This window comes from Okeania sp. SIO2F4 (genome assembly GCF_010672385.1).
Classification (GTDB): domain Bacteria; phylum Cyanobacteriota; class Cyanobacteriia; order Cyanobacteriales; family Microcoleaceae; genus Trichodesmium.
On sequence record NZ_JAAHGT010000011.1, the window covers coordinates 1 to 24,152 of the forward strand.

Below are 24,152 nucleotides of genomic sequence, written 5' to 3' on the forward strand. Positions count from 1 at the left end.
TGCAGCATTAATATCCCTAGTTTCATCTCCAACATAAACCATTTCTTCTGGCTGAATGTTCTCTGATTTTAAATATTTTTTGATCGCTCTATGCTTGCCAAAAAGTGTTGTCCCTGAAGTGATAAAATCAAAAATCAACAAATCATGTTTTTGTAAAACATATTCTACATTTTCTTGAGCATTAGAAGTAATTATTCCTATTTTATAACCTTGATATTGGAGTCCTAATAAAGCCTCTTTAATACCAGCAAATAATCCTACATCATTAATTTCTTGTTTAAATTCAGCTCTAATTCTTCTCAGCAAAAAAGGTACTTTAAAAATAGATATTCCTGACTGGTTAATAAGTTCTAGCGGACTTAACTTTTCAATTTCTGGGATTTCTTCTTTCTTGGCTTGTTTATATCCAAATTCAACTGATAGACGATTTGTGATAGCAAAAATCAGATCAAAAGTATCTGCTAATGTACCATCAAAATCAAAAATAACTATTTTTATCATTACTAAATAATAACCGCTAATTGGTGTTTAATTCTATCATATCAAGTCCGATAACATCACTATTATAAAGTACAGGTAAACCAAGAGGAAGAATACTTGAAAGCAAGGAGGAAAAAACTCAAACTTGGGTAGATATTTCTCATTACTTAATAACTGAAGTTTTGAGGAAGTATAGCATTATTTATGGGAATTGGTATGATTTTATCTTAGTTGATAATTAATTCAACTATTGCGCAACAGTTTTTAGATTTTAGATAAAGTGGCAAAGTGGCATCGCCTCACTTCATTTTGATTGATAATTAATTCAACTATTGCGCAACAGTTTTTAGATTTTAGATAAAGTGGGTAGCGATAGTACTACGCACCGCTGCGCGTTTTCCTTTCCTGCGGAATGCTACGCAAACATATCGCGCAGCGAAACGCCTAATAGCATTTCTCCATGAAGTTGCACCTAATAAAAAATATACAGCTATCAGTAAAATTTAGGTCTGGGTAAGAATTATTAAGCACATTGTTACAGATAAATAATATCAGTCACCCTCTACGGATAATTTTGAATTTTCACACTTATTGAAGATTAGCACGAGCATTTCGTTGCAGCATTTCCGGTTTAATGCGTCGCAATGCAGAGGCGGGAAACTTCCTATTCCAATCTTCTTCTGATATCTTTGCTAGTTCTGTTAACTGAGGTGCTAAATTATCAGGGTAGGGTTGAAACTCATCAATATTTGTCTCTCGAGCAAATCTTTGATTCCAAGGACAAACATCTTGGCAAATATCACAACCTGCAACCCACCCTTTTAAATTTGACTTAATATGTGCAGGGAGTTCTGGATTTCTATTTTCAATAGTATGATAAGCAATACAAAGATTGGCATCAACAACAAAAGGTTCGACAATCGCATTAGTAGGACAAGCTTCCAGACAACGAGTACAACTACCACAATGTTCAGTATGAGGGCGATCGCTTGTCAACTCTAGGTTAGTCAGCACTTCCCCCAAAAATACCCATGAACCATATTCTCTAGTAATCAGATTACCATTTTTTGCTATCCAACCTAATCCAGCTCGTTCCGCCAATGCTTTTTCCATAATAGGGCCAGTATCTACATAATAGCGGGTTAAAATCTCCTTTTCTTGCTCTTGCAGCCAGTTGTCCAGAGTTTTTAACTTTTTGTGCACCACTTTATGATAATCCCTACCCCACCCATAGCGAGAAATTTTGCCAATCTCACTATTTTCAGAGTGTTGATGTGGCGTGTAATAGTTGAGTGCAACACAAATAACAGACTGTACCTCTGGCATAACTCCCTTCAAATCTTGACGTTTGGGATTAGTCATCCATTCTAAATCTGCCTGATAACCCTTGTTCAACCACCTTTGTAATCTTTTTATTTCCAAGCCGAATTCATTAGCTGAAGCTATCCCAACCTTATGAAATCCTAATTCTAGGGCTTTTTGTTTGATTTGACTACTACTAATAGGGGATTTCATTAATCTGATTTATTTTAAACAGCATTTTCCTCAACATTCTACAGATAAATCTCTAGAAAATATTGAGGAATAGTCGTCTTTTTTATGTACGATTTACAACTTAATTAATACAGTCTAAGTTTGATTTATATCTGATTCATCAACCTAGCTAAAACTTTTATTTAACCTACCTCTCTCTTGTGCAATTTATGATCTGCTAAAACATAACTCATAAAACCCAAGTATGAAACAAAATTAGCCTCTTAAAATTCTTAGAAAGTAAATATTTTAATTTAAAGCTTTTGGGGATATTTTTAAGGAACGATTTAACATTCATTGTCCTAGTTCAACATCTTTAGGAGTGCATTTCCAGTCAGGATGGCTTGTCATTAACAAGCTCTCTAAAGTTTCTTTGTCAAATGTATGGCATACTAATAAGCCATTGAAATAGCATTCAACAGCATAGCAGTTTTGACTAATACAGCAGATATAGCAGCTTTCTAAAGCTCTCTCTATTTTGATATGTGCCCCTGATTCTAAGGCTTGAAATTTTTGGATATTTTGTTTAAATTCATCTATAGAAGACACTACTAAACCAGGAATCACGGCTGTTAGTGTTTTTTCTCCATTAATGTGAATCCAATAATTGCGGGTAGGATCAATTCCTTTTAACCAAGGAGACTCATCATCTAGACGGTAGCGAGGTGTTAAAGGAAAAAACTTATTCATATAACTAACTGAAAATATATTTTTCTTGAAAAAACTTATTTTTATTTTCTTGTAGAGTATCCTGTAGTTGCAACTTAACTTAACAAAAATTATTAACTACTACAAAATTATGGGGAATATATTATACCAAATTTGATTAATATTTGTTCCAAATAGTTAGGCGATTTTGAGTAGTCAGAAGTCAGAAGTTAGCATGCAGAATGAATAGCTTAAATATATTTATTATCATTTATATTATCTGTTTGGTCAAAAGGACATCTTATTTCAATAATTAATTATTACCTCTTCTTTTTAAGAATAGGATTGGTTCAAAGGAAATTTTTTTTCTTTTCTTAAAGTCGATTGGATATGGCTCAGTTTCCCGAAGAGTGCAGAGCCGCGTTTCATGTCGCGTTTGCGCAATTATTCCGTAGGAAAGCGAAACGCAATTCAAGTCGCTCCGCGAAACGCCATTCCCTCCGGGACGCTACGCGAACTTCGAAGCTTTGCGAAGCGCAAACGCTTGCCTCCAATCTCCCCTTGAGAGAAGAAATAATGTTTCCTTATACTCAATTCCCGAGAGGTTTTAACCTTCTTGTAATCATCAATTATCAATTATCCGTTATCCATTAATGAAGCTTGGTATTAAACATAAAAATTAAGTTTGAAAGTTCTCAGAAGTTTTCCAGGATGTTCAAATCGTGTTATACTATTTCTCAATAAAGAATGCTGTACCCGATCGGGTGGCGAAGTGTGGGGAGTGTGGTCCGTGTAGAGAGGAATAAACATAAGAATAATAAACATTAACTGGGCTATTATTAGCAAGCATGGTAATTTCCTCTGTGTTAATTACTTAATAACTGAAGTGCAACCTAAGTATAGCAATGCTTTTGGGAATTAGTATTACGCAAGTATCCTGTAGCATAAATGCTGAAATACTTTTGGTTTTGATGATTAGGTCAATAAATAATGCCATTAACATCATCCCGACGTTGCGCCCCTGCGACAATGCGGGATTCCTAACTATCGCTTTAATGGGCTTTGTGCTGCCTCTTTACCTGCCTAATCGGTCGAGCCTCCTTCTGGTCTAAAGGGCCGCTCCACACTACTTCGCCAATCGGACGGCTCCCCTAGACACTGCTAGCCCAGCAGCCTGATTTTATCTAAAAATATGTAGACTATTGGGAAAACCGCAAGATTGATTGGTTTTCCCATCCCTCTGCTCCCACCCTCAGGAGAGCGCGGGTCAAGGGCCAACGTTGAGATAAAGATTGCTCTTTTGCCGAAAATTTGCTATCATAGACAAGGCATTCATTATAGCAGTTTGTAGGGGAGCAGTTAGATTAGTGACCTATATTAAGATTAAGTCTATCAACCCCGCGTTGTCGCAGTTGCACAACCTCGGGAGGACGTCAAAGTTATAAGTATATTCAACAGCAAAGCTATTGTGAGTGAGGGTTTGGTGACTCAACCATTATATTCAGAAGTATGCAGGCAAGGTTGTAACTCCATTAGCAATATACTAACCTTGTTAAAATTAAATCAATTATCATCAGCCAAGTGCATTATTGAACTTTTTCTGGTATACTTGCTTCCAACTTTAGACAGTTTCTACCATCTATTTGCAAACTATAGTCTACACGATCCATTAATCTATTCATAATTAACCATCCATAACCACTTTCTTGTTTAGCTTCTGGTGTTGGTGGATTATAATTCCCTGTATGATAACCTTGACCATAGTCCCAAATTTCCAAAGCAATATCACGATCTTTAATTTCTAAGCGTATTAGCACTGGTAAGTGAGGCTGGTCTTTATGAGCATGACGAATCACATTTGAATAAGCTTCCGCCAGTACCAAGCGTAAACGGTTGGATTGACGAGGCCAATCAATATGTTCTCCTAGCTCTACTTCTAAACTGCTTAATAACCAATGTTCGACAATCGTTAAAAAATTGAGGTTGCTTGGCACTTGAAGCTCAGTTTTCATAAATTCACAGAACCTCCAGAGAAAGTATAGTTTGGTCATCTTCCTGAACTTGATTATCAGCTCGGATATAAGCCAATAAGTTATTTATATCTAGTTGGTTTTTATGCTCCTGTAGGAGTTTCCATAAACCTTCTTGTTGCAGCATTACACGAACTGGTTCCCCACCATCATTAGATTCTTGAACTACTGTAGCTTCAGTGATGCCATCACTTGTGAGCAGGAATACATCTCCTGAATCCAAGTCTATACTACCTGCTTTGCCTTTCCATATTGGTAATATTCCTAGGGGAATACCACGCTCTTTGAGGAAATTTGGTTTGACTTCCTCGGAAGCTTTGTTTCCAGCAGCTAGCAGTGCGGTTTTAGACCAGACCAAAGGATATATATGGCCAGCATTAGCATAAGCTAATAATCCGGTTTCTGGTGTATAGCGAGCCAAGACCATTGTAATGAAGCAATTATTACTAATTAAATCATCTGAAAGACTAGTATTAAGATTTTGCATTACTTCGTAGGGGTCTGGGGGATTTTCTTGAGAAAGTTCTCGTCTCATTACAGAAATAGCACTAGCCATAAATAAGGCCGCAGGTACTCCCTTACCAGAAACATCTCCCAATGCTAACCAGATTTCTCCTTTGGAGTGAGTATAAACTTCAAAGAAATCACCTCCTACTTCTCTAGCAGGATAGCAACAACCTTGTATCTTCACTGTTTCAAAGTCTGGCCAACTTTGACGTAATAAGTTGCTTTGTATCTGACGAGCTACTTCTAGCTCATTACGCATTTGTTCAGCAAGTTCCCTAGTCTTTTGATATAGTTGAGCTTGGGATAATGCCAAGGCTCCCTGCTCTAATACACTTTCTATAAGATTGACATCTTCAGCAGACCAGAAGTTACTACTATTTTCTTGATTCAGGGCTAAAACTGCTAGTAAATCTTGCTGGTAAATCAGAGGGACTATTAATTTACAACTATTTTTATCTGAACCTTCTTCAAAGTAGGTTTGGCGATTTTGTAGTACCTGTAATAATAGTTCTTGAGCGATCGGGAAGTCGTTTTGAGAATTTTCAGACTGTTGATAAGAAAAAGATTCAGACATGAGGCGATCGCCTTCTGCTGGCCACAACCTACCTTCTGTTGCCGCAAAAGTTCGTCCCACTGTCTGAACTATTGTGGATAACATACTAGAGTAATCCAATGATTCTCTAATTGCACTCATTACCTCATTCAAAATAGACTCTCGTCGCAGAGCAAGAGTCAAAGCATTAGTGCGTTGCTTCACTACTTTGTAGGTTTCTGAGGCTTGTTTGACTACTGCTTTTAGTTCTTCTGGATTCCAGGGTTTTGTGATATACTTAAATACTTTACCTGAGTTGATTGCTTCTACTAAATCTTCTACGTCTGTGTAGCCTGTAAGTAGAATCCGAACTGTATCTGGAAATCTTTCTAAGGTTTTGCCCAAAAATTCTGTACCATTCATTTCTGGCATTCTTTGGTCAGAGATAATCAGCGCCATTTCTCCTTCCGCTTCTAAAACGTCCATTGCACTGAAGGCGCTATCTGCTTTATATACTTTAAAGTCCCGCCGAAACGTCCTGTACAACAAATCTAGGTTGTCTGGTTCGTCATCGACTACCATCAATTTCAGTTTCCTATCTCCCCGACTCATGCTATAATTTGGCTCCCAGAAAAATTTTTAGTTCTCAAACTCTCATATTGGCCGTTAGAGTATTTTATAACAAAATATTTTTGCTTTACCAAATAATTATAATAGCTGTAAACTTTGATAAATTTGGGTATCATTTTTTCTGGTCATTAGCCTTATGTAAGGAACTAAATTTTAGTATATTTCTGACTTTACATACAATTGTAATCTTTAATCAATGTATTTTTGATCGATCAATTTGACTATTTGAATCCTAATCTCTCTATCTCTCTTGTAAATAATCTTGATTATCAGCAATAAATAAAAGTAATATTTAGCTATTTAGTTTTTTGATGTATATTTTGTGGAAATTCCCCGCTCTACACCTAGATCAACTTTTCTGCCAATCTTAGTTTAGCAGAACGTGCCCGTGGATTCATTGATATTTCATGATCTTGAGGCTGGATGGGTTTTTTTGTCAATACCTGTAAAACAGATGAGTCTCTAAAACCATGTTTGACTAAACGGTCCTCTAAACTATGAAAGCTGATAATTCCCATTCTACCCCTAGTTTTTAGCCAGTTTGGAGCATTCTTAAGGAAACTTTCTAGGCTAGAAAGTTCCTGATTTACTTCTATTCTGAGAGCTTGAAAAACACGAGTAGCTGGATGTATTCTACCATAACGGTATTTCCGGGGTACACAGTGGGCGATCGCTTCTGCCAACTCGGTTGTGGTTTTAAAAGGACGACGTTCTACTATTCTTTTAGCAATACGTCTAGATAGACGCTCTTCTCCATAAGTATAGAAAAGATTGGCTAACTTTACTTCTTCCCAGTAGTTGACTATTTCGGCTGCTGTTATTGTTTGTTGTTGATTCATCCGCATATCTAATTGAGCACTATACCGGAAACTAAAGCCACGTTCTGGGGTATCCAACTGTACAGAACTTATACCCAAATCAGCAATTATACCATCAAAATCGATATTTTTCGGTTGATAATCAGCAAAGTTGCCATGCCAAAATTGGATGTTAGATTTGTAATGGGCTAATAGGGTTTGGCAAGAGGCGATCGCTTGTTCGTCTTGGTCAATAGCTATTACTTTAACGTCTGGAGCAGCAGCTAAAATCAACTGAGTATGGCCACCGTATCCCAATGTTGCATCTAAGTACATACCTCCTGGACGGATTCCTAAACCAGAAATTAATTCATTACTTAAAACTGGTACATGCTTCATTAAGGTCAAAAATTAGTATTATATGAGATTTATTGCAAAAGTAACAGTAAAATATCTGAGGCATTTTTGAGAGAAAAACACTACATATTATGTTACAATACATATATATTTTAGAAATAAAAATATTTTCAAGTGATTACCTTAAATTATCAGTACAAACTCAGGCCAAACAAACAACAAGAAGCAAAAATTGAGCTTATGCTTGATGTTTGTAAAAATGTATACAATTATGCTTTAAGGGAGAGAAAAGACTGGTTAAATTCAAGGAAATCACCAACTAATACTTGTTCAATTATTTCTGAATATATTATCCCTGCTGATGCTCCCTATCCTAATTATTGCTATCAGTCCAAAAAGTTAACGATAGCTAAAAAAACTAATCCTAGATTAAAGTCAGTCAATGCTCAGGTTTTACAGCAAACTTTAAAGGCTTTAGATAGAGCATTCTCTGAGATGAAAAGTTTAGGTAAAGGCTTTCCTAGATTTAAGAAAAAGTTGAGAAGTTTTGTATTTCCTGCAATGCTAAAAAATTGCTTGGGTGATAACAGAATTAAGCTACCTCAATTGGGATGGATAAAGATTAGACAAAGTAGGCGATATCCAGAAGGAATGGCAGCCAAACAAGCTATGGTAGTCAAAAAAGCTAGTGGTTATTATTTGATGGTTAACTTTCAATCACTAGAGTCAGTACCGAATAATCCAGTAGGGAAAACATCATTAGGCATAGATGCAGGTATAGAAAGTTTTGTAGCTACTTCTACAGGAAAATTAATCAAATCTCCTAAATTTTTGTTAGGTCAACTACGCAAGCTGAAATTGCTGCAAAGAAGATTGAAACATAAAAATAAAGGATCAAATAATTGGTTAAAGATCCAGAATAGAATAGCTATATTGCATGAAAAAATTGCTAATACTAGACGTAATTGGCATTTTAAACTAGCTCATCAACTTTGTAATTTAGCAGATAATATTTTCGTTGAAGATATTAACTTTATTTCTTGGTCTAAAGGTATAGTTAGAAAACAATCTTTAGACTCTGGAATTGGTCAATTTATCAACGAAATATTGCCTTATATTTGTTGGAAAAGAGGTAAATATTATGCCAAAGTTGATAAGAATTATACTTCTCAAGAATGCCCGTCATGTGGTCATACTCAAAAGAAAAAACTATCTGAAAGAAAACACAATTGTAGCGCTTGTGGATATCAAATAAATCGTGATATAGCTGCTGCAAAAGTAATTAAAAATAGAGGTTTAAAATCCGTGGGGCACACGGTTGAATAAAAAGCTTGTGGAGATGGTCTGGCGGGAGTAGTGTAATTGAGGTTGCTTAATTCGCTACTTAGTTAAGAATCTGTGAAACAAGAATCACCCGTTATAATCTTTGATTTAACGGGCGAGTGTCAAAATTATCTAAGTCATAGGAAAATATTCAATATGAGCCAAATTCAAACTAGAACCGAACCCATGGTCATTAACATGGGGCCTCATCATCCCTCAATGCACGGGGTGTTAAGGTTGATTGTCACATTAGATGGAGAAGATGTAGTTGACTGTGAACCTGTAATTGGTTACTTACATAGGGGCATGGAAAAGATTGCCGAGAACCGCACTAATACAATGTTTGTCCCTTATGTTAGTCGTTGGGATTATGCTGCGGGAATGTTTAATGAGGCGGTGACTGTTAATGCACCGGAACAATTAGCAGATATTGAAGTTCCTAAAAGGGCGAGTTATATCCGGGTAATTATGCTGGAACTAAACCGGATTGCTAATCACTTGTTATGGCTTGGCCCATTCTTGGCGGATGTGGGTGCGCAAACTCCTTTCTTCTACATATTTCGGGAACGGGAAATGATTTATGACTTGTGGGAAGCTGCCACGGGTTATCGGATGGTGAATAATAATTATTTCCGTATTGGTGGGGTAGCTGCTGATTTGCCTTATGGTTGGGTGGATAAGTGCGAAGATTTTTGTGATTATTTCCTACCAAAAGTCGATGAGTATGAACGTCTGATTACTAATAACCCTATTTTCCGTCGTCGCATCACAGGGTTAGGTGTGATTAGTCGGGAAGAAGCGATTAACTGGGGGCTTTCTGGTCCAATGTTACGAGCTTCTGGGGTAAAGTGGGATTTACGGAAGGTTGACCACTATGAATGTTACGACGATTTTGATTGGGATGTTCACTGGGAGAAAGATGGAGACTGTTTGGCGAGATATCTGGTGCGGATTCGAGAAATGCGAGAGTCGGTTAAGATTATTCGTCAAGCTATGAAAGGACTTCCTGGTGGACCTTACGAAAATCTGGAAGCGAAACGGATGGCTGAGGGGCCGAAGTCTGAGTGGAATGGTTTTGATTACCAGTTTTTAGGTAAGAAAATTCCTCCGACTTTTAAGATTCCTAAAGGTGAGCATTATGTTCGGATTGAAAGTGGTAAGGGAGAGATTGGTATCTATATTATTGGTGATAATAATATGTTCCCTTGGCGCTTTAAGATTCGGGCTGCTGATTTTGTCAATTTACAGGTTTTTCCTCATATTTTGCAGGGTGCAAAAGTGGCGGATATTGTGGCTATTTTGGGTAGCATTGACATAGANTAGGGTGCGTTAATGAAATGTAACGCACCCTACTAAACCTAATTATCTTCAATATTTAATTCACCCCATCACCACACCATCCCATCACCCCATCACCCCATCACCCCATTACCCCACCACCCCATCACCCCATCACCCCACTACCCCATCACCCCATCATCCCATCACCGGATCTATTAACCCCAACTCCTCAAAAGCAGTCAACCGCAACTTACAAGAATCACATACACCACAAGGTTTCTCTCCACCCGCATAACACGACCAAGTTTTTTCCCAAGGTACCCCTAAACTATTCCCCAATTGAATAATCTCAGTTTTCTTCATCTCAATAAGTGGCGCAACAATAGCGATCGCTTCTCCCTCTCTTCCCTGTTTAGTTCCCAGTCGAAAAACCTCTTGCATTGCTTGAATATAATCAGGACGACAGTCAGGATAACCAGAATAGTCTAAAGCATTCACCCCAATATAAACCCGACTCGCATTCACAACCTCAGCATAAGCAAGAGCAAAACTCAGAAAAATAGTATTCCGCGCTGGAACATAAGTAATAGGAATATTTTCTGACATCTCCTCAACAGAGCGATCGCTAGGCAAATCAATTTGATTATCAGTTAATGCTGAACCTCCCCATAATCTCAAGTCAAAACTAACAACATGATGTTCTATTACACCCACCGCATCAGCAATTTTCTTAGCTGACTCTAACTCTCGACGGTGGCGTTGTTGATAGTCAAAAGAAATAGCATAACATTCACAACCATCTGCCTTTGCTTGATACAAAACTGTTGAGGAATCTAATCCCCCTGATAATAAAATAACGGCTTTCATTCTTTAAGAAAATCAATTTTGTCTGTCTTGAATAATTAGGGTTTGCTGAAAAAGTCTTTTTGTCAGGGTAGGAGGACCGAGACAGGAGACAGGAGGAATGGGGAATTATAGAGGAGGTAGAAGGAATTATTTTCCCTTGATTTTTCTACCCTTGAGAGACCAAAATACTAACTTTATTAGGACTTACGCACCAGACCATGTATGTAGTGTCAAAAACTAAAGCGATACAGTTTTTGCACTCTATATATAGTACCCCTGCGTAAGTCCTGTTTATTAGTCTCTCAAGCTCAAAAAGTTACACTTTTTTCGCTCCAAAAAGGCGCTTACCTTTATCTGTCAATGGTTTTAGATTTAATCAGCAAGCCCTAATTAATTATAATATTCATTATTCATTATTGAGAAATATTTTATGCCTCAATCTCTAATTCCCTCAGTTCAAACAGCTAGAAAAAGTAAATTAAATTTACCACCAGGACCAAAAGGATATTTACTCTTTCAACTTTCTCAACTTCAGCATCAGCCAATAGAATATTTGGGATATATGTGGCACAAATATGGAGATTTAGTACGCCTACCAATTATGCCAGGATTAAGTTTAAATTTGGCGAGTCATCCAGATCATGCAGAACATATTTTGTCTAGCCATCAGGAACAATATGGAAAGCCAGATCTATTTCTCAAATCAATGAACTTAGTTCAGGGACAAGGACTCTTTAGCAGTGAAGGAGAAATTTGGCTTCGACAGCGACGCTTAATGCAGCCAGCATTTCATCAAAAGCAATTAGTTAAACTTCATAATATAATCCTTAACTGTGTAGAATCACTTCTGCTTGAATGGTCGGAAAAGCCAGAAGACGAGATTATTGATATTGCAGCCGAAATGTCACGTCTTACCTTAAAAATTGTCAGTTCCACCCTATTTAGCATTGATATTAGTAGTAAGACAGATAAACTAGGGCAGTCTTTGCGAATAGCTTTGGAATATGTCTATTACCGAATGAATAGCCCACTAGCACTACCTCTATGGATGCCTACCCCCAGAAATCTTGAATTTCGTAAAGCAAAACAAACACTCGATCGCCTCGTTTTAGAAATTATTCAATCCCGTCGTCAAAATCCTTCAGAGCAAAATGATTTGCTGTCAATGCTTCTAGCTGCTCAAGATGAAGAGACTGGTATTGGCATGAGCGATCGCCAACTTCAAGACGAAGTAATTACGTTAATTAATGCGGGACATGAAACTACAGCTACTGCATTAGCTTGGACATGGTATCTAATCGGAACCCATCCTGATGCTATGGCTCAGATGCAGGATGAAGTACAAACCGTTTTAAATGGAAATTACCCTACCATTGAGAATTTGTTCCAACTCGAATACACCCGTCGCGTATTTGATGAATCTTCACGTCTTTGTCCAATCGGTTTAGGAATGCCGAGAGTCGCCCTGAAAGATGATGAAATTCAAGGATATTTTATTCCCAAAGGTACGACTTTCATTATTGCTCAATACTTCATTTTTCGCCATCCGGATTTTTGGGATAATCCAGAAAAGTTTGACCCTGACAGATTTTTACCTGAAAAAGTGAAGCAAAGACCTAAATTTGCTTTTTTCCCCTTTGGTGCAGGTCAACACATCTGTATTGGCAAAAATTTAGCTTTGATGGAATCTACAATAATCTTGGCAGCTATTATCCAAAGATTTCACATTCAATTAGTTCCCAATCAATCTATAGAAATAGATCCTAGATTCTCCCTACATCCTAAATATGGCATTAAAGTTAGAGTACGCAAAAGAAATTAAGCCATTATGGAAAGATTGGATGAGGCCAAAATAGAAGCCATTTTAAAAGCAGCCAAACAACATTTTTGGATTATGGAACGCCATTAATTATAACTATCAGAACCATCATAAAAATGAAGTCTACCATAGCCAAGAAAATGACCATAAGCTTTTTCCCCCATTGGCATCGGCGACAAAATAAATTGGCGAAGGTCTCGGAGCAGATGGAAGCCACAGTAAGGCTGTTAGTCAGCTATTTCAATTGAATTTTGGTTCATAGTCACAAGGGAAATACAGCGGCATCAAGGTCTGGGTTAGCGTTGGCGGAGCAAGTGCGGCAGCTATATCGCCCCTTGGACTTAGGATGAATGGATTACTTATCCCACACTTTGCTGATCCACCACCAAAAATCTCAGGCAACATTGTTTTTAGATGCCGATTCTGCTAGCCTGATTTCTAGTTATTTGAATTAGTTAGGACTTAGACAAAGAAACCCGGTTATTACGAGAGATCCTTGGTTTGAACAATAAACATCTATGCACATAACCAGGTTTCTGGGTAATGAAAGAGTTTCAGTGAATTTATCCAATGTTGCTATTCTCTCTAGGCAAGCTTCAGGTTAGTTGTAATTAGTCTAAACTTCAGCCTGCTGTAGCTCACTTAGCTTAATAAAGAAAATTCCAAAATTTATAGATAGAAAGTCTGAAATTCTTACTCCTGTTATTTATTACCTAATTATTCAGTAATGATTCAAAAGATTGCCGTAAAGATTTAATATCTCCGACTCTTGCCACTAAAAGATGATCATTTCCCGCATCTTTTAAACGATAATTCCAATACTGAACGCTATCAGCGTTATTCATCCAAAAGTTAATCACCGTTTCTACAACTTTATCTACTCTCCAACTACGATGAGCAGAAGCAGTTTCTACAGACTTGAGAAACACATCTAGGGAACACTTATTGTTTCCTAAATATTCGACATTTAAATTATTTTCTGCTTGTAGTTTTTGTTGTTGATTAAAAAAATGTAGGACTGGAGAAATACCTAAAAGTTCAAAAGTATATCGCATTTACGCTTTTCCTCCTCAGAATTTGTGAAATTATTATTATATATAGCAATCTCTTTTAGTTGTGAGATATTGTATCCTTTAAATAAATAGGAACAAGTCAAATTCTCATAACTGATTTAGGATTACCATAGTGATGTTAAAGTTAGCACTCACTTTAAAAGACTGCTAATTTATTCAACTCTATAAACCAGATGCAAAACTTTTATTTGTTGCTTGATAGATCGTCAAAGTTTAATGACTTACCTTTAGCACTCATCATTGAAGATTGCTAATAGTTTGTCTGACCAAATTTTGCGGTTTAAGAGCTTATATATGATTTAGATAATACTAATGTAGTCAACCAGTTTCTGTCAAATTATTTACATTAAAGACAGCATTTTTTTAACATAAATTTACATAGTATTAGTGGGAATTTTTTTGATATCTATAAGCAGTCCTATTTAGGTTATATAGCGCTACGCATTAAGGTGTTTGACATTTATAAATCCTCAAATCTTTTGATAGTCTGCTGTTCCCAGTTAAGTGTTCCCTATTCCCGATTCAAGTAGTGCTATATAAAAAATCTCTCAGAATCAGGCAACAGTAGTAAGAGTTTCAGACTTGATTATCTATTTTTGCTTTTTTATAAATCCTGCACAGATTGCTATAGCCTTATCTACTATGGTCAGAGCTAGTTGCTGTAGTTATAAGACAAATCTGTGTATACTTGATTTCCTATTGCTTTTTCCTCAAAAATATTCTCAAAACTTAAATAGAAATGCTATATTAGTAGACTGTGATTTAGTAAATATATATTTAGAGTTTTTCTATAACAAAAAGATTTATGACTAAACAGGGCCTTACAGATAATTTTGATTAAGTCCGGTGACATGATTACCACTAAAGAAGTCAAGAATAAAGAAAGCATCTTCTACAGTTACCTTAACCTCTATCTACTTCCAATAAGTAAATGAAGTATAGATGTACCTCAAAGATGTAGGATAAGGATTAGAACACTTAATCTTTCTCAACTATCTGTAGTCAACATATAGAGAGGAATAACCTTGACTCAGCATCCAAATAATATACCAGCACATGGTGGCCACCTGATTAATCGGATTGCCACACCAGCAGAACGACAAGAATTCATGGAAAAAGCTGAAAGCTTGCCACGGATACAACTAGACAAGCGGGCTCTTTCAGACTTAGAAATGATAGCTATAGGAGGTTTTAGCCCTCTCAATGGCTTTATGGAAGCAGATGACTATGAAAGCGTAGTCATTGATATGCGTCTAAAAAATGGGCTACCTTGGAGTATACCTGTAACATTATCAGTATCAGAAGAATTAGCAGATTCAATCAAAGAAGGAAGTTGGGTGCGTCTAGATTCTCCTTCTGGAGAATTTGCAGGAGTTTTAGAATTAACTCAAAAGTTCCGCTACAACAAAGCTCATGAGGCAACCAATGTTTATCGTACAGACGAACTCAAACATCCAGGAGTGAAAGTTCTCTATGATGCTGGCCCAGTTAACTTGGCAGGTCCAGTCTGGTTATTAGAACGTCATCCTCACCCATTATTTCCCAAATATCAAATAGATCCAGCCGAGTCTAGAAAGCTATTTCTAGAAAAAGGTTGGAATACAGTAGTTGGTTTCCAAACCCGTAACCCAATCCACCGTGCCCACGAATATATTCAAAAATGTGCTTTAGAGACAGTAGATGGTTTATTTCTACATCCTTTAGTGGGTGCTACCAAATCAGATGACATTCCTGCAGATGTCAGGATGCGTTGCTACGAGATTATGTTAGAAAAATACTTTCCTCAAGACCGGGTGATGATGGCCATTAATCCCTCAGCCATGCGTTATGCTGGCCCACGGGAAGCAATTTTTCATGCTTTGGTACGGAAAAACTATGGTTGTACCCACTTCATTGTTGGTCGAGATCATGCTGGGGTAGGGGATTATTATGGAACCTATGATGCTCAATATATCTTCGATGAGTTTGAACCCGGAGAGTTAGGTATCATTCCAATGAAGTTTGAACACGCTTTCTACTGTACTCGTACCAAAGGTATGGCCACAAGTAAAACAAGTCCAAGTACAAAAGAAGAACGAATTCATTTATCAGGGACAAAAGTGCGAGAAATGTTACGTCGGGGTGAGTTACCACCACCGGAATTTTCACGACCAGAGGTAGCAGCAGAGTTGGCTAATGCAATGAAAGCATCTCAGACAAATTAACAGAAATTTTTCTGGTATAGTCCTCAAGTGTGAGGCATAATTATAAAGAGGAGGCGGGTTAAAAAAGCTATACATTTACTCAAAGGTAAGCTTTCAACTCGCCTCTAAGAGTTAGCTAAAGAAATTCTAATTTTGGTACAAAGCCAGTTAAAAAGGGTGCTTAATTTACTATTAATAAGTTAACTGTTGAATATGGCTGTAATTGTTCTATACAATTAGCTCAGTTAATATTATTGTAACTGTTAGATGGACGGTGACTCGGATTAGAGACCGAAGCAGGCATTTTGCCACAAGCATTAAGTTATCTCTATGAGTTGCTTGAAATAGATAGCTGGTTAAGAGCTAACCAGAAAGACGCAGGAAACTAAACTCGTGAGTGTTTAAATTTGCCACGATCACCCTTATTGATTAACGGCAGAATGCGTCAATTATATAGAAAATTAATAATAACGTTGTTATATAAAGTTCTTACTTGAAGGTAGGACATTAAGGAAGAAGAATGGGATTAAAGCGGCGGGAATTTCTGCAAAGGGCTAGCTTGGCCCTAGGAGCATTGGGAATAAATGAAGCAGGGTGGTGGCGTCTCCAAAGTCATTATTCAGAAGCCTTAGCTCAAACTACAGGACGTAAATTAGCATTTTTAGTAGGTATTAATGAATATCCAGATGCACCTCTATCTGGGTGTGTTACAGATGTGGAGATGCAACGGGAATTGCTAGTTCATCGGTTTGGTTTTTTACCTGCTGATATTCTCACTCTCACAAATAAACAAGCTACTAGGGAAAATATAGAAACAGCTTTTATTAGTCATTTAACTAATCAAGCTAAACCAGATGACTTAGTTTTATTTCACTTTAGTGGCTATGGTAGTCGTGTGAGTAAGATGATTGATGAGGATGAACATAATGAGTTAAGTGCCTCAAGTTTAACATTTCAAAATAGTCTAGTACCAATAGATGGGATACGTCCCAATGATAAGGATAGGGCAATAAATGATGTTCTAGAAGAGACTCTCTGGTTATTATTGCGATCGCTATCCACGACAAAAGTAGTAACTGTATTAGATACTAGCTATGTTTATCCTGGGAAAAATTTGCAAGGTGTTCTAAGAATTCGCTCTCGACCAAGTGCTACTACAGAGCAAATTAATATTAAAGAGACAGCAATGCAAACGCAACTGCGCGATCGACAAAATTTTCTAGCAGAAGAGGAAATCTATGAAAGCGAATTGCCAGGAGTAATTCTGAATGCTAGTCAAGAGAGCAAATTTGCTACGGAAACTGACTGGAACGGGTTTAGCTCTGGTCTATTTACTTATGCTCTTACCCAATCTTTATGGTCTACAACCCCTGCAAGCAAACTACAAATTAGTTTTTCACAAGCTGCTAGCTCTGTAGAAAAACTAACTGGAGCTAATCAGCAGCCAGAGTTTAAAGAAGCAAAACAACAGAAAATTGCTCAATCTACAAAAGTAGCTACTATAACTCCAGTAGCTATGGGTTATCCAAATCTCTTGAGTCCTTCATTACCACCTGCTAGTGGTGTAGTCACTTCAGTAGAAGATAACGGCAAAACAGCAAATCTATGGTTAGGAGGATTGCCAATTAGTATTCTTGATGTGGTTGGATCTAATTCCCTATTCAGAACCCTAGCTGATTCAGATTTAGACTTAAACTTTCAACTACAAATTCGGAATCGAAATGGCTTAAAAGCAAAAGCTTCTATAATCATTGAAACTAATAGCTCACAACAATCATCACAACAGCAGCAACAACAGTTTCAGAGCGATGAAAATGCCAAGAACCAAACACAAAAACCTCCTCAAAAATCTCCTCCTAGTCCTCAACTTTTGGCAGGATCGTTGGTGCGAGAAAAGATTAGAGTTTTGCCTCGACCAATGGATTTGATGATAGCTCTAGACCCTGATATGTCAAGAATTGAGCGGGTAGATGCTACCAGTGGTTTTTCAGCAATACCTCAAGTTACTGTAGTCGCAAATACACAAGCAGCAGATTATGTATTTAGTCGAGTTCGAGAAACAAATATTGCTCAAAATCCCTTGATTTCTTTACCTTCTAAATCTCAGGGTCGTTATGCTCTATTTTCTCTAGCTCAAGTGCTAATACTCAATAGTATTGGAGAAGGAGAGGAAGCAGTAAAAGTAGCGGTACAAAGGTTAAGTTCCCAATTGAAAACCTTACTGGCAGCTAAGATATTACGCTTAAGTGTCAATGAAGGTTCTACTCAAATTAAACTTAGGGCTAACTTAGCTACTGTTACTCCAGAAGCAAAGAGCGTTATGCGCCGAGAAACTTTCGGGGTCGGCGATGGGGCAAAATTTCCAACTAATATAGAAGATGTAGGCAACTTTGGAGTTTCTGATGGATTACTAACTTTACCCATTGGTAGTCGAATTCAATGTCGATTATATAATGACGGCGATCTCCCAGTCTATTTTATGTTATTCATTTTAGACAGTAGTGGGCGCATTCTTGTTCTCGATCAAACTATATCTAATCAATTTGGGAATAATACTCAACCTTCACAAACAGGTCTAGTTATTTCTCCGGGAGATAGTGTAAATATGCCTCCGGTGATTAGCAAGTATCCTAGAGATACAGAATCTTTTGGATGGAGGGTAATAGGTCCTGAAGGATTATCAGAAATTCTGATTCTCTCTAGCCATCAACCATTTAAGGAAACAATTGCAGCTCTTGATGGAGAGGTGCGTCAAGTTAGAGACGATCGGTTAATTAAAGAAATATTGAATCCTTTAACAGCAGCAGAAGCAGTTTTACGAGATTTACAGAGTGCTAGTCAATCAGCTATTCAATCTACTGGGTTATCAACGGATGATTATGCTCTAGATATTAATAGTTGGGCAACTCTGAGCTTTGTGTGTCGAGTTGTTTAAGTGATATCCTACCAACCCTGCTTTTACAAGACAGGGCGGGATTCCCTAACATCACTGATAGGGAATTTCTGTTTCTAACGCACCTGTCTCCAAGGCCATTCCTTATTTTCAGTCTACGGTTAATTTGATCGTGGGTAACTTTTTCTAGATGGTCAGCAAGATTGGTCAAGGTATAATTTTTCTGGCTACTTATTAAATAACCAACAACAGGTTTGAACCCGGTGTAAATCTTAAACTCCAAAACGACTGTAAGCGAGAACGACCTGCTATACCTTAGCTATATTACCTATCTTCTTTCTTAATCAAAAATTATGACATCATATTCATGCTAGCGATCGCTAAGACTATTCCAGTTTCTTACGGCCATTTTTTCTACCATTCTTTCTTCTTCCTTCTTCCTTGCTCTTACCTTACAATACCAATGCTACCGGACTTGATATAAATCTATAACGCTCTTGCTGAAGCGCGGGTATAATTTTCAATCTTTGGGGGTAGGGAGTAGTTCTAAAAAAAGTAGTATTTGGGGTGAATATTTATAATTCATATCTAGATTATGCAACGGCTCTATAACTAATAGATATCATAGATTTAAGTGTTGCAAAAGCTTGAAAAAAAAGCCAGAAAATTAGTAAATTCAGATCAAAAACCTGACATTTTGCCCAAAATGTGAGGGGAAAAATATAGAAAAACTAACAGTAAAACTATTGCCTATTTCTTAATTCTCTGCCTTCACCAGAAGAATTTTTTACCAACCCCCGTTTTTTTAATAACACATCTTGGTATGAATGTCAAAATAAATTTTGTCGTATTAACACTCTTGATCGAGTTCTGCAAAATTGGTTAAACTAAGAAAGATTATCATATATAAGGAAATAACTGAATGGTTGCAACACCAGTCCAAATTAAACATGAAGTTAAAGACCAATCCCTGGCCCCTCTAGGAAAGCAAAGAATTGAGTGGGCAGGTAGAGAAATGCCAGTTTTACGCCAAATTCAAGAACGCTTTGCCAAAGAAAAGCCATTAAGCGGAATTAAATTAGCAGCTTGCTGTCACGTTACAACCGAAACTGCTCATTTAGCGATCGCTCTCAAAAATGCTGGAGCTGATGCTGTTTTAATTGCAAGTAACCCTCTATCTACTCAAGATGATGTAGCTGCTAGTCTAGTAGTCGATCATGGTATTTCTGTCTTTGCCATGAAAGGAGAGGATGAAAAAACTTATCTACGCCATGTTGAAATTGCTTTAGACCACAGACCTAATATTATCATTGATGACGGTAGTGATGTTGTCGCAACTCTAGTAAAAAACAGACAAGATCAACTTCCTGAACTTATTGGTACTACTGAAGAAACTACTACAGGTATTGTTCGTCTTCGAGCAATGTTTAATGATGGGGTATTGACTTTCCCTGCGATGAATGTTAATGATGCGGATACCAAGCACTTCTTTGATAACCGCTACGGTACAGGTCAATCTACTTTAGATGGTATCATCCGTGCTACTAATGTTTTATTAGCAGGTAAAACTATTGTTGTTGTTGGTTACGGATGGTGCGGTAAGGGTACTGCTCTTCGCGCTAGAGGTTTAGGTGCAAATGTAGTTGTAACTGAAATCGATCCAGTTCGCGCTATTGAAGCTATCATGGATGGTTTCCGAGTAATGCCAATGGCGGAAGCTGCTCCTATAGGCGATCTATTTGTTACTGTTACTGGTAATAAGCACGTTCTTCGTGGCGAACATTTCGATGTAATGAAGGATGGAGCGATCGTTTCTAACTCCGGTCACTTTGATATTGAAATTGACCTGGAAACTTTGGGTCAAAAAGCTGATGATATCAAGACAGTTCGACCTTTCACTCAACAGTATAAACTCAAGAATGGTAAGTCTGTAATTGTATTGGGTGAAGGACGGTTAATTAACTTAGCTGCTGCTGAAGGTCATCCTAGTGCAGTTATGGATATGAGTTTTGCTAACCAAGCATTAGCTTGTGAATATTTGGTTACAAATAAAGGTAAATTAGAGCCTGGTTTACACTCTATTCCTGAAGAAGTTGATAAGGAAATTGCTCGTTTGAAATTACAGGCAATGGGTATTGGTATTGATAGTTTGACTCCCGAACAAATTGAGTACATCAATTCCTGGACTGTTGGTACCTAATAAGCTAATAATAAGCAGCACTTAGCTATCAGCTTCTTAAGGTGTTTAATGGGGGTTTAAATCCCCCATTAATATCAAGTCCGATCAATTAGCAATAATAAATCAGCTATCTTTAGGTGACTAAAGATAACTTCTATAGTTATAATTAAAGCTTGTAGTAGGGCTTTGGCTAGATCTATTTTAGGGCGAAATCCCTACTACAAACAAAAATTTTTTTATCACTTATTATCCGGAAATTATATAATTCCTATACTTTTAAATTATTCAAAATTTATATTTTTTAAGATAAATCAGTGGCTAAATTATCTGTAGAATTACAACGATATTTTTTTGACGAAGAATGTGCTACTAAAGTTACTTTGGGAGATATTATTGATTTGGCAGGAGAGAGAATTTTTGGCTTTTTATTTGTGATTTTGTCTCTACCTTCTGCTTTGCCTGTACCTGCTCCTGGTTACTCTATTCCATTTGGTATTTTATTACTTTTATTGGCAGTTCAACTAATAGTTGGATCTAAAACTCCGTGGTTGCCTCAGAGTTGGTTGAATCATTCAATTTCTCTTGAGAAAGTACAAGGTATTTTGAAAAAAGGTATTCCTTGGTTACAGAAAATTGAGTTGATATCTCGTCCTCGATTGAGTTATATTTGCACGAGTTTTGTAGGTAGAATTATTATTGGTTGCGCGATCGCTCTGATGGCTATTTCGATGATGATTCCCATTCCGGGTACTAATACTTTACCAGCGATCGGGATTTTTGTTACTGGTTTTGGTTTGTTAGATGATGATGGTGCTATTAGTTTGGGTGGGTTGGTGCTTTGTGTAATGGGGGCGACTTTAAGTGGACTAATTGTGGTTTTTGGTTATGAGGTTGTCAAGGGTGGAATTGAATTAATCAAAAATTCTCTGACTGGAGGTTAGGAAATTCAGTTATCAGTTATCAGTTATCAGTACCTCCGGCTAAATTAAATTAGAAGACTTGACACTTTATTTCATAATTTTCAGTGGAGTTATATTGCCCACAAATATTATACCTGATATACGTGACTGAGATGAAGTTCGCTATATCTTCAAAATAGCCGAAAAAATTTTCAGCAAAGGGTTGATTTAAAATTTATTTGTGCTACACTTTATATAATGGGAAAGGTAGGCTCTTATATACTCAATGTCCAATATCATAATTTTCACTTCACCAGATAAAATCTCCTTAATTATAGCTTGCTTCAATAACTCGAGAGTACAAAGTCCTTCTAAAAAACGATTTGCTTTCAAAACTGAAAGTGTTACTGGAAAAAGCTTACAGCATCTACAGGTCTGAATGGAGAGTTTGTAAGCTTGAGTTGCTCAAAGCCTTAGCTAGCAATAGTTATTCAAAGAACTTCGCACTGTCTAGTCAATAATTACAGCGCTTTTCATTTCGGTAGACCACAGTAGGGACGTTCCATGGAACTTCTCTATAGGGTTTTGGTTGTGACGATGTGGTTCATAAATTTGAAAAGCGCTGTAAATTAATAAAACTCTTCCCTTAATTGTATTAATAATTCAACCTTTCCGTAAACTGCTCAGACAAAATTGGATAATATCCTAGGAGTTTATATTTCAACATCCTGAAAAAATATTTATAGCGACTATATTATAGATAGGAGAAAATCGTGAGTGTGAGACGGGATATAAGAATTGCAGCAATAGGAGGAGTAGTAGGTCTGACAATTCCTATAATTTCATTATTAATGGATGTGGGTAGTTTAGGTATTGAGATTGTTCAAAGTTGGTCACCTTTTTTAGTGAAAAAAACTGACCGCTTTTACTGCGAACTAAGAGAAGATACTAATATAAATGGACAAGTTTGGACGGTCATGTATGACAATGGTAACAATAGACAACCCTGGTTAGGTATGCTCAGAGCGATGGATGGAAACTGGAAACCACTTGAACGATGTGAAAGAGTCGCAGGGCGGTTAAATAGTTTTCGGGAAGATGGTTTAGTTGCTCTGGAATATCGCGATGACTCCAAAACTCCAAACCAAGAGGTTATTTGTGCAAAAACTCAGTTAAGTGGTGATGCTTGTCCGTTATTGTTGACCTTGGATGTGGGAGTGGATGGTTATCAGGCGTTGCGAGATATAATTGAAGCGTTACGAAATGGCACGACTGTTTATCAGAATAGTGAAGGTATATTGGCAAAGTCTAATTTTTCTGGAGAGTGATATGTGGTTTTTTTGGAGTCTTTTTTGGCGAAGGAAGATTGGTTGATGGGAAGATAGAAGGTAATAGGAGTAGTAGGGTGTGTGACGGCATCCTTTTTTCGATTTTGTGGAAACTCAAGAAATTTAGCCGTCACGCACCTTTTTTTAGATGGTAGATAATCTTATGGTGCGTTAGCTTCCAGCGTAAGACACCCTACTGAACTAAGATAGATATTTCAGTTGCTAGAGCAATACTACTATATATTCAGATACAGAGAAAGAAGCGATCGCTCATGTATTGACTTTCTAGAAGATTTGCCTTGATTTTGCCAGCCCAAATTTTGAGCAAAGCCTTGATTTAAAATTTATTTGTGCTACTATTTGTATACTGGGAAAGGTGCGCTAATATATACTCACAGTCCATTACCATAATTATTACCTCATTGAGATCAAAGCACCTAATTTATAACAATCAGAAACTTCAATATTTTAAATAGTGAAAATTCTTAGGGGTACTATATATTCAGATACAGAGAAAGAAGCGATCGCTCATGTATTGACTTTCTAGAAGATTTGCCTTGATTTTGCCATCCAAAATTTTGAGCAAAGGCTTGATTGAAAATTTATTTGTGCTATTATTTGTATAGTGGAGAAAGTATGCTCATATATACTAAATGTCTAGTAGCTTAATTATCACCTCATGTAGAGCAAAGCACCTAATTTTTAACAATGAGAAACTTCATCATTTAAGCAGTGAAAATTCTTAGCAGTACTATATATATATTCAGATACACACAGACAAGCGATCGCTCATGTATTGACTTTCTAGAAGATT

16 protein-coding genes are annotated in these 24,152 nt (G+C 37.1%); 8 read left to right on the plus strand and 8 right to left on the minus strand.

What is annotated here, in order from left to right; all coding sequences use genetic code 11:
• From F6K22_RS00950 to rsmH, 6 genes are all read right to left on the minus strand, one after another.
• A partial coding sequence (locus F6K22_RS00950) for an HAD-IA family hydrolase (protein ID WP_293092342.1) occupies positions 1-501 on the minus strand: 501 nt, incomplete at its 3' end.
• Positions 502-1,068: 567 nt separating this feature from the next.
• Positions 1,069-1,995 carry a tRNA epoxyqueuosine(34) reductase QueG gene (queG, locus tag F6K22_RS00955; protein WP_293092344.1) on the minus strand — a complete coding sequence of 309 codons (927 nt, stop codon included), beginning with the start codon at positions 1,993-1,995 and terminating at the stop codon, positions 1,069-1,071.
• A 312-nt stretch (positions 1,996-2,307) separates the two neighbouring features.
• Positions 2,308-2,703 carry a hypothetical protein gene (locus tag F6K22_RS00960; RefSeq protein WP_293092346.1) on the minus strand — a complete coding sequence of 132 codons (396 nt, stop codon included), beginning with the start codon at positions 2,701-2,703 and terminating at the stop codon, positions 2,308-2,310.
• A 1,544-nt stretch (positions 2,704-4,247) separates the two neighbouring features.
• Positions 4,248-4,673: an ATP-binding protein gene (locus F6K22_RS00965; RefSeq protein WP_293092348.1), complete on the minus strand. Its 426-nt coding sequence runs from the start codon at positions 4,671-4,673 to the stop codon at positions 4,248-4,250.
• Positions 4,674-4,677: 4 nt separating this feature from the next.
• The gene (locus F6K22_RS00970) at positions 4,678-6,342 is read right to left on the minus strand and encodes a SpoIIE family protein phosphatase (RefSeq protein WP_293092350.1); all 1,665 of its coding nucleotides are present in this window, start codon (positions 6,340-6,342) and stop codon (positions 4,678-4,680) included.
• Between the two features lie 362 nt (positions 6,343-6,704).
• A complete protein-coding gene (gene rsmH, locus F6K22_RS00975) occupies positions 6,705-7,556 on the minus strand; it encodes a 16S rRNA (cytosine(1402)-N(4))-methyltransferase RsmH (RefSeq protein WP_293092388.1) in 852 nt (283 codons plus the stop codon).
• Between the two features lie 132 nt (positions 7,557-7,688).
• Here rsmH and F6K22_RS00980 point away from each other — a divergent pair, with 132 nt between their 5' ends.
• Both F6K22_RS00980 and F6K22_RS00985 read left to right on the plus strand, forming a co-directional pair.
• Positions 7,689-8,840, plus strand: a complete 1,152-nt coding sequence (locus F6K22_RS00980) for an RNA-guided endonuclease InsQ/TnpB family protein (protein ID WP_293092351.1) — start codon at positions 7,689-7,691, stop codon at positions 8,838-8,840.
• A 153-nt stretch (positions 8,841-8,993) separates the two neighbouring features.
• Positions 8,994-10,160, plus strand: a complete 1,167-nt coding sequence (locus tag F6K22_RS00985) for an NAD(P)H-quinone oxidoreductase subunit H (protein ID WP_293092353.1) — start codon at positions 8,994-8,996, stop codon at positions 10,158-10,160.
• Between the two features lie 153 nt (positions 10,161-10,313).
• On the opposite strand, the gene queC is transcribed toward F6K22_RS00985, so the two are convergent.
• Positions 10,314-10,985 carry a 7-cyano-7-deazaguanine synthase QueC gene (queC, locus tag F6K22_RS00990; protein ID WP_293092355.1) on the minus strand — a complete coding sequence of 224 codons (672 nt, stop codon included), beginning with the start codon at positions 10,983-10,985 and terminating at the stop codon, positions 10,314-10,316.
• Positions 10,986-11,394: 409 nt separating this feature from the next.
• Here queC and F6K22_RS00995 point away from each other — a divergent pair, with 409 nt between their 5' ends.
• Positions 11,395-12,786 carry a cytochrome P450 gene (locus F6K22_RS00995; RefSeq protein ID WP_293092357.1) on the plus strand — a complete coding sequence of 464 codons (1,392 nt, stop codon included), beginning with the start codon at positions 11,395-11,397 and terminating at the stop codon, positions 12,784-12,786.
• 710 nt (positions 12,787-13,496) lie between these two features.
• Here F6K22_RS00995 and F6K22_RS01000 read toward each other — a convergent pair.
• Positions 13,497-13,838 carry a hypothetical protein gene (locus F6K22_RS01000; RefSeq protein ID WP_293092359.1) on the minus strand — a complete coding sequence of 114 codons (342 nt, stop codon included), beginning with the start codon at positions 13,836-13,838 and terminating at the stop codon, positions 13,497-13,499.
• 1,043 nt (positions 13,839-14,881) lie between these two features.
• Between F6K22_RS01000 and sat the strand changes: the two genes are divergently transcribed.
• The 5 genes from sat (at position 14,882) to F6K22_RS01025 (ending at position 23,338) form a co-directional block, all read left to right on the plus strand.
• Entirely contained in the window at positions 14,882-16,060 is a 1,179-nt protein-coding gene (sat, locus tag F6K22_RS01005) for a sulfate adenylyltransferase (protein WP_293092361.1), read from the plus strand.
• A gap of 499 nt (positions 16,061-16,559) precedes the next feature.
• Complete coding sequence (locus F6K22_RS01010; protein ID WP_293092363.1) at positions 16,560-18,974, plus strand: caspase family protein; 2,415 nt, start codon at positions 16,560-16,562, stop codon at positions 18,972-18,974.
• 880 nt (positions 18,975-19,854) lie between these two features.
• Complete coding sequence (ahcY, locus tag F6K22_RS01015) at positions 19,855-21,132, plus strand: adenosylhomocysteinase (RefSeq protein WP_293092365.1); 1,278 nt, start codon at positions 19,855-19,857, stop codon at positions 21,130-21,132.
• A gap of 293 nt (positions 21,133-21,425) precedes the next feature.
• On the plus strand, positions 21,426-22,052 hold the full coding sequence (locus tag F6K22_RS01020; protein ID WP_293092366.1) for an exopolysaccharide biosynthesis protein: 627 nt from the start codon (positions 21,426-21,428) through the stop codon (positions 22,050-22,052).
• A 731-nt stretch (positions 22,053-22,783) separates the two neighbouring features.
• Entirely contained in the window at positions 22,784-23,338 is a 555-nt protein-coding gene (locus F6K22_RS01025; protein WP_293092368.1) for a COP23 domain-containing protein, read from the plus strand.
• The last annotated feature ends 814 nt before the right edge of the window (positions 23,339-24,152 follow it).

Bases quoted from the DNA above. Each gene is read 5' to 3' on its own strand.
- queG (WP_293092344.1), bottom strand. From the start codon at position 1,995: ATGAAATCCCCTATTAGTAGTAGTCAAATCAAACAAAAAGCCCTAGAA.
- F6K22_RS00960 (WP_293092346.1), bottom strand. From the start codon at position 2,703: ATGAATAAGTTTTTTCCTTTAACACCTCGCTACCGTCTAGATGATGAG.
- F6K22_RS00965 (WP_293092348.1), bottom strand. From the start codon at position 4,673: ATGAAAACTGAGCTTCAAGTGCCAAGCAACCTCAATTTTTTAACGATT.
- F6K22_RS00970 (WP_293092350.1), bottom strand. From the start codon at position 6,342: ATGAGTCGGGGAGATAGGAAACTGAAATTGATGGTAGTCGATGACGAA.
- rsmH (WP_293092388.1), bottom strand. From the start codon at position 7,556: ATGAAGCATGTACCAGTTTTAAGTAATGAATTAATTTCTGGTTTAGGA.
- queC (WP_293092355.1), bottom strand. From the start codon at position 10,985: ATGAAAGCCGTTATTTTATTATCAGGGGGATTAGATTCCTCAACAGTT.
- F6K22_RS00995 (WP_293092357.1), top strand. From the start codon at position 11,395: ATGCCTCAATCTCTAATTCCCTCAGTTCAAACAGCTAGAAAAAGTAAA.
- F6K22_RS01000 (WP_293092359.1), bottom strand. From the start codon at position 13,838: ATGCGATATACTTTTGAACTTTTAGGTATTTCTCCAGTCCTACATTTT.
- F6K22_RS01010 (WP_293092363.1), top strand. From the start codon at position 16,560: ATGGGATTAAAGCGGCGGGAATTTCTGCAAAGGGCTAGCTTGGCCCTA.
- ahcY (WP_293092365.1), top strand. From the start codon at position 19,855: ATGGTTGCAACACCAGTCCAAATTAAACATGAAGTTAAAGACCAATCC.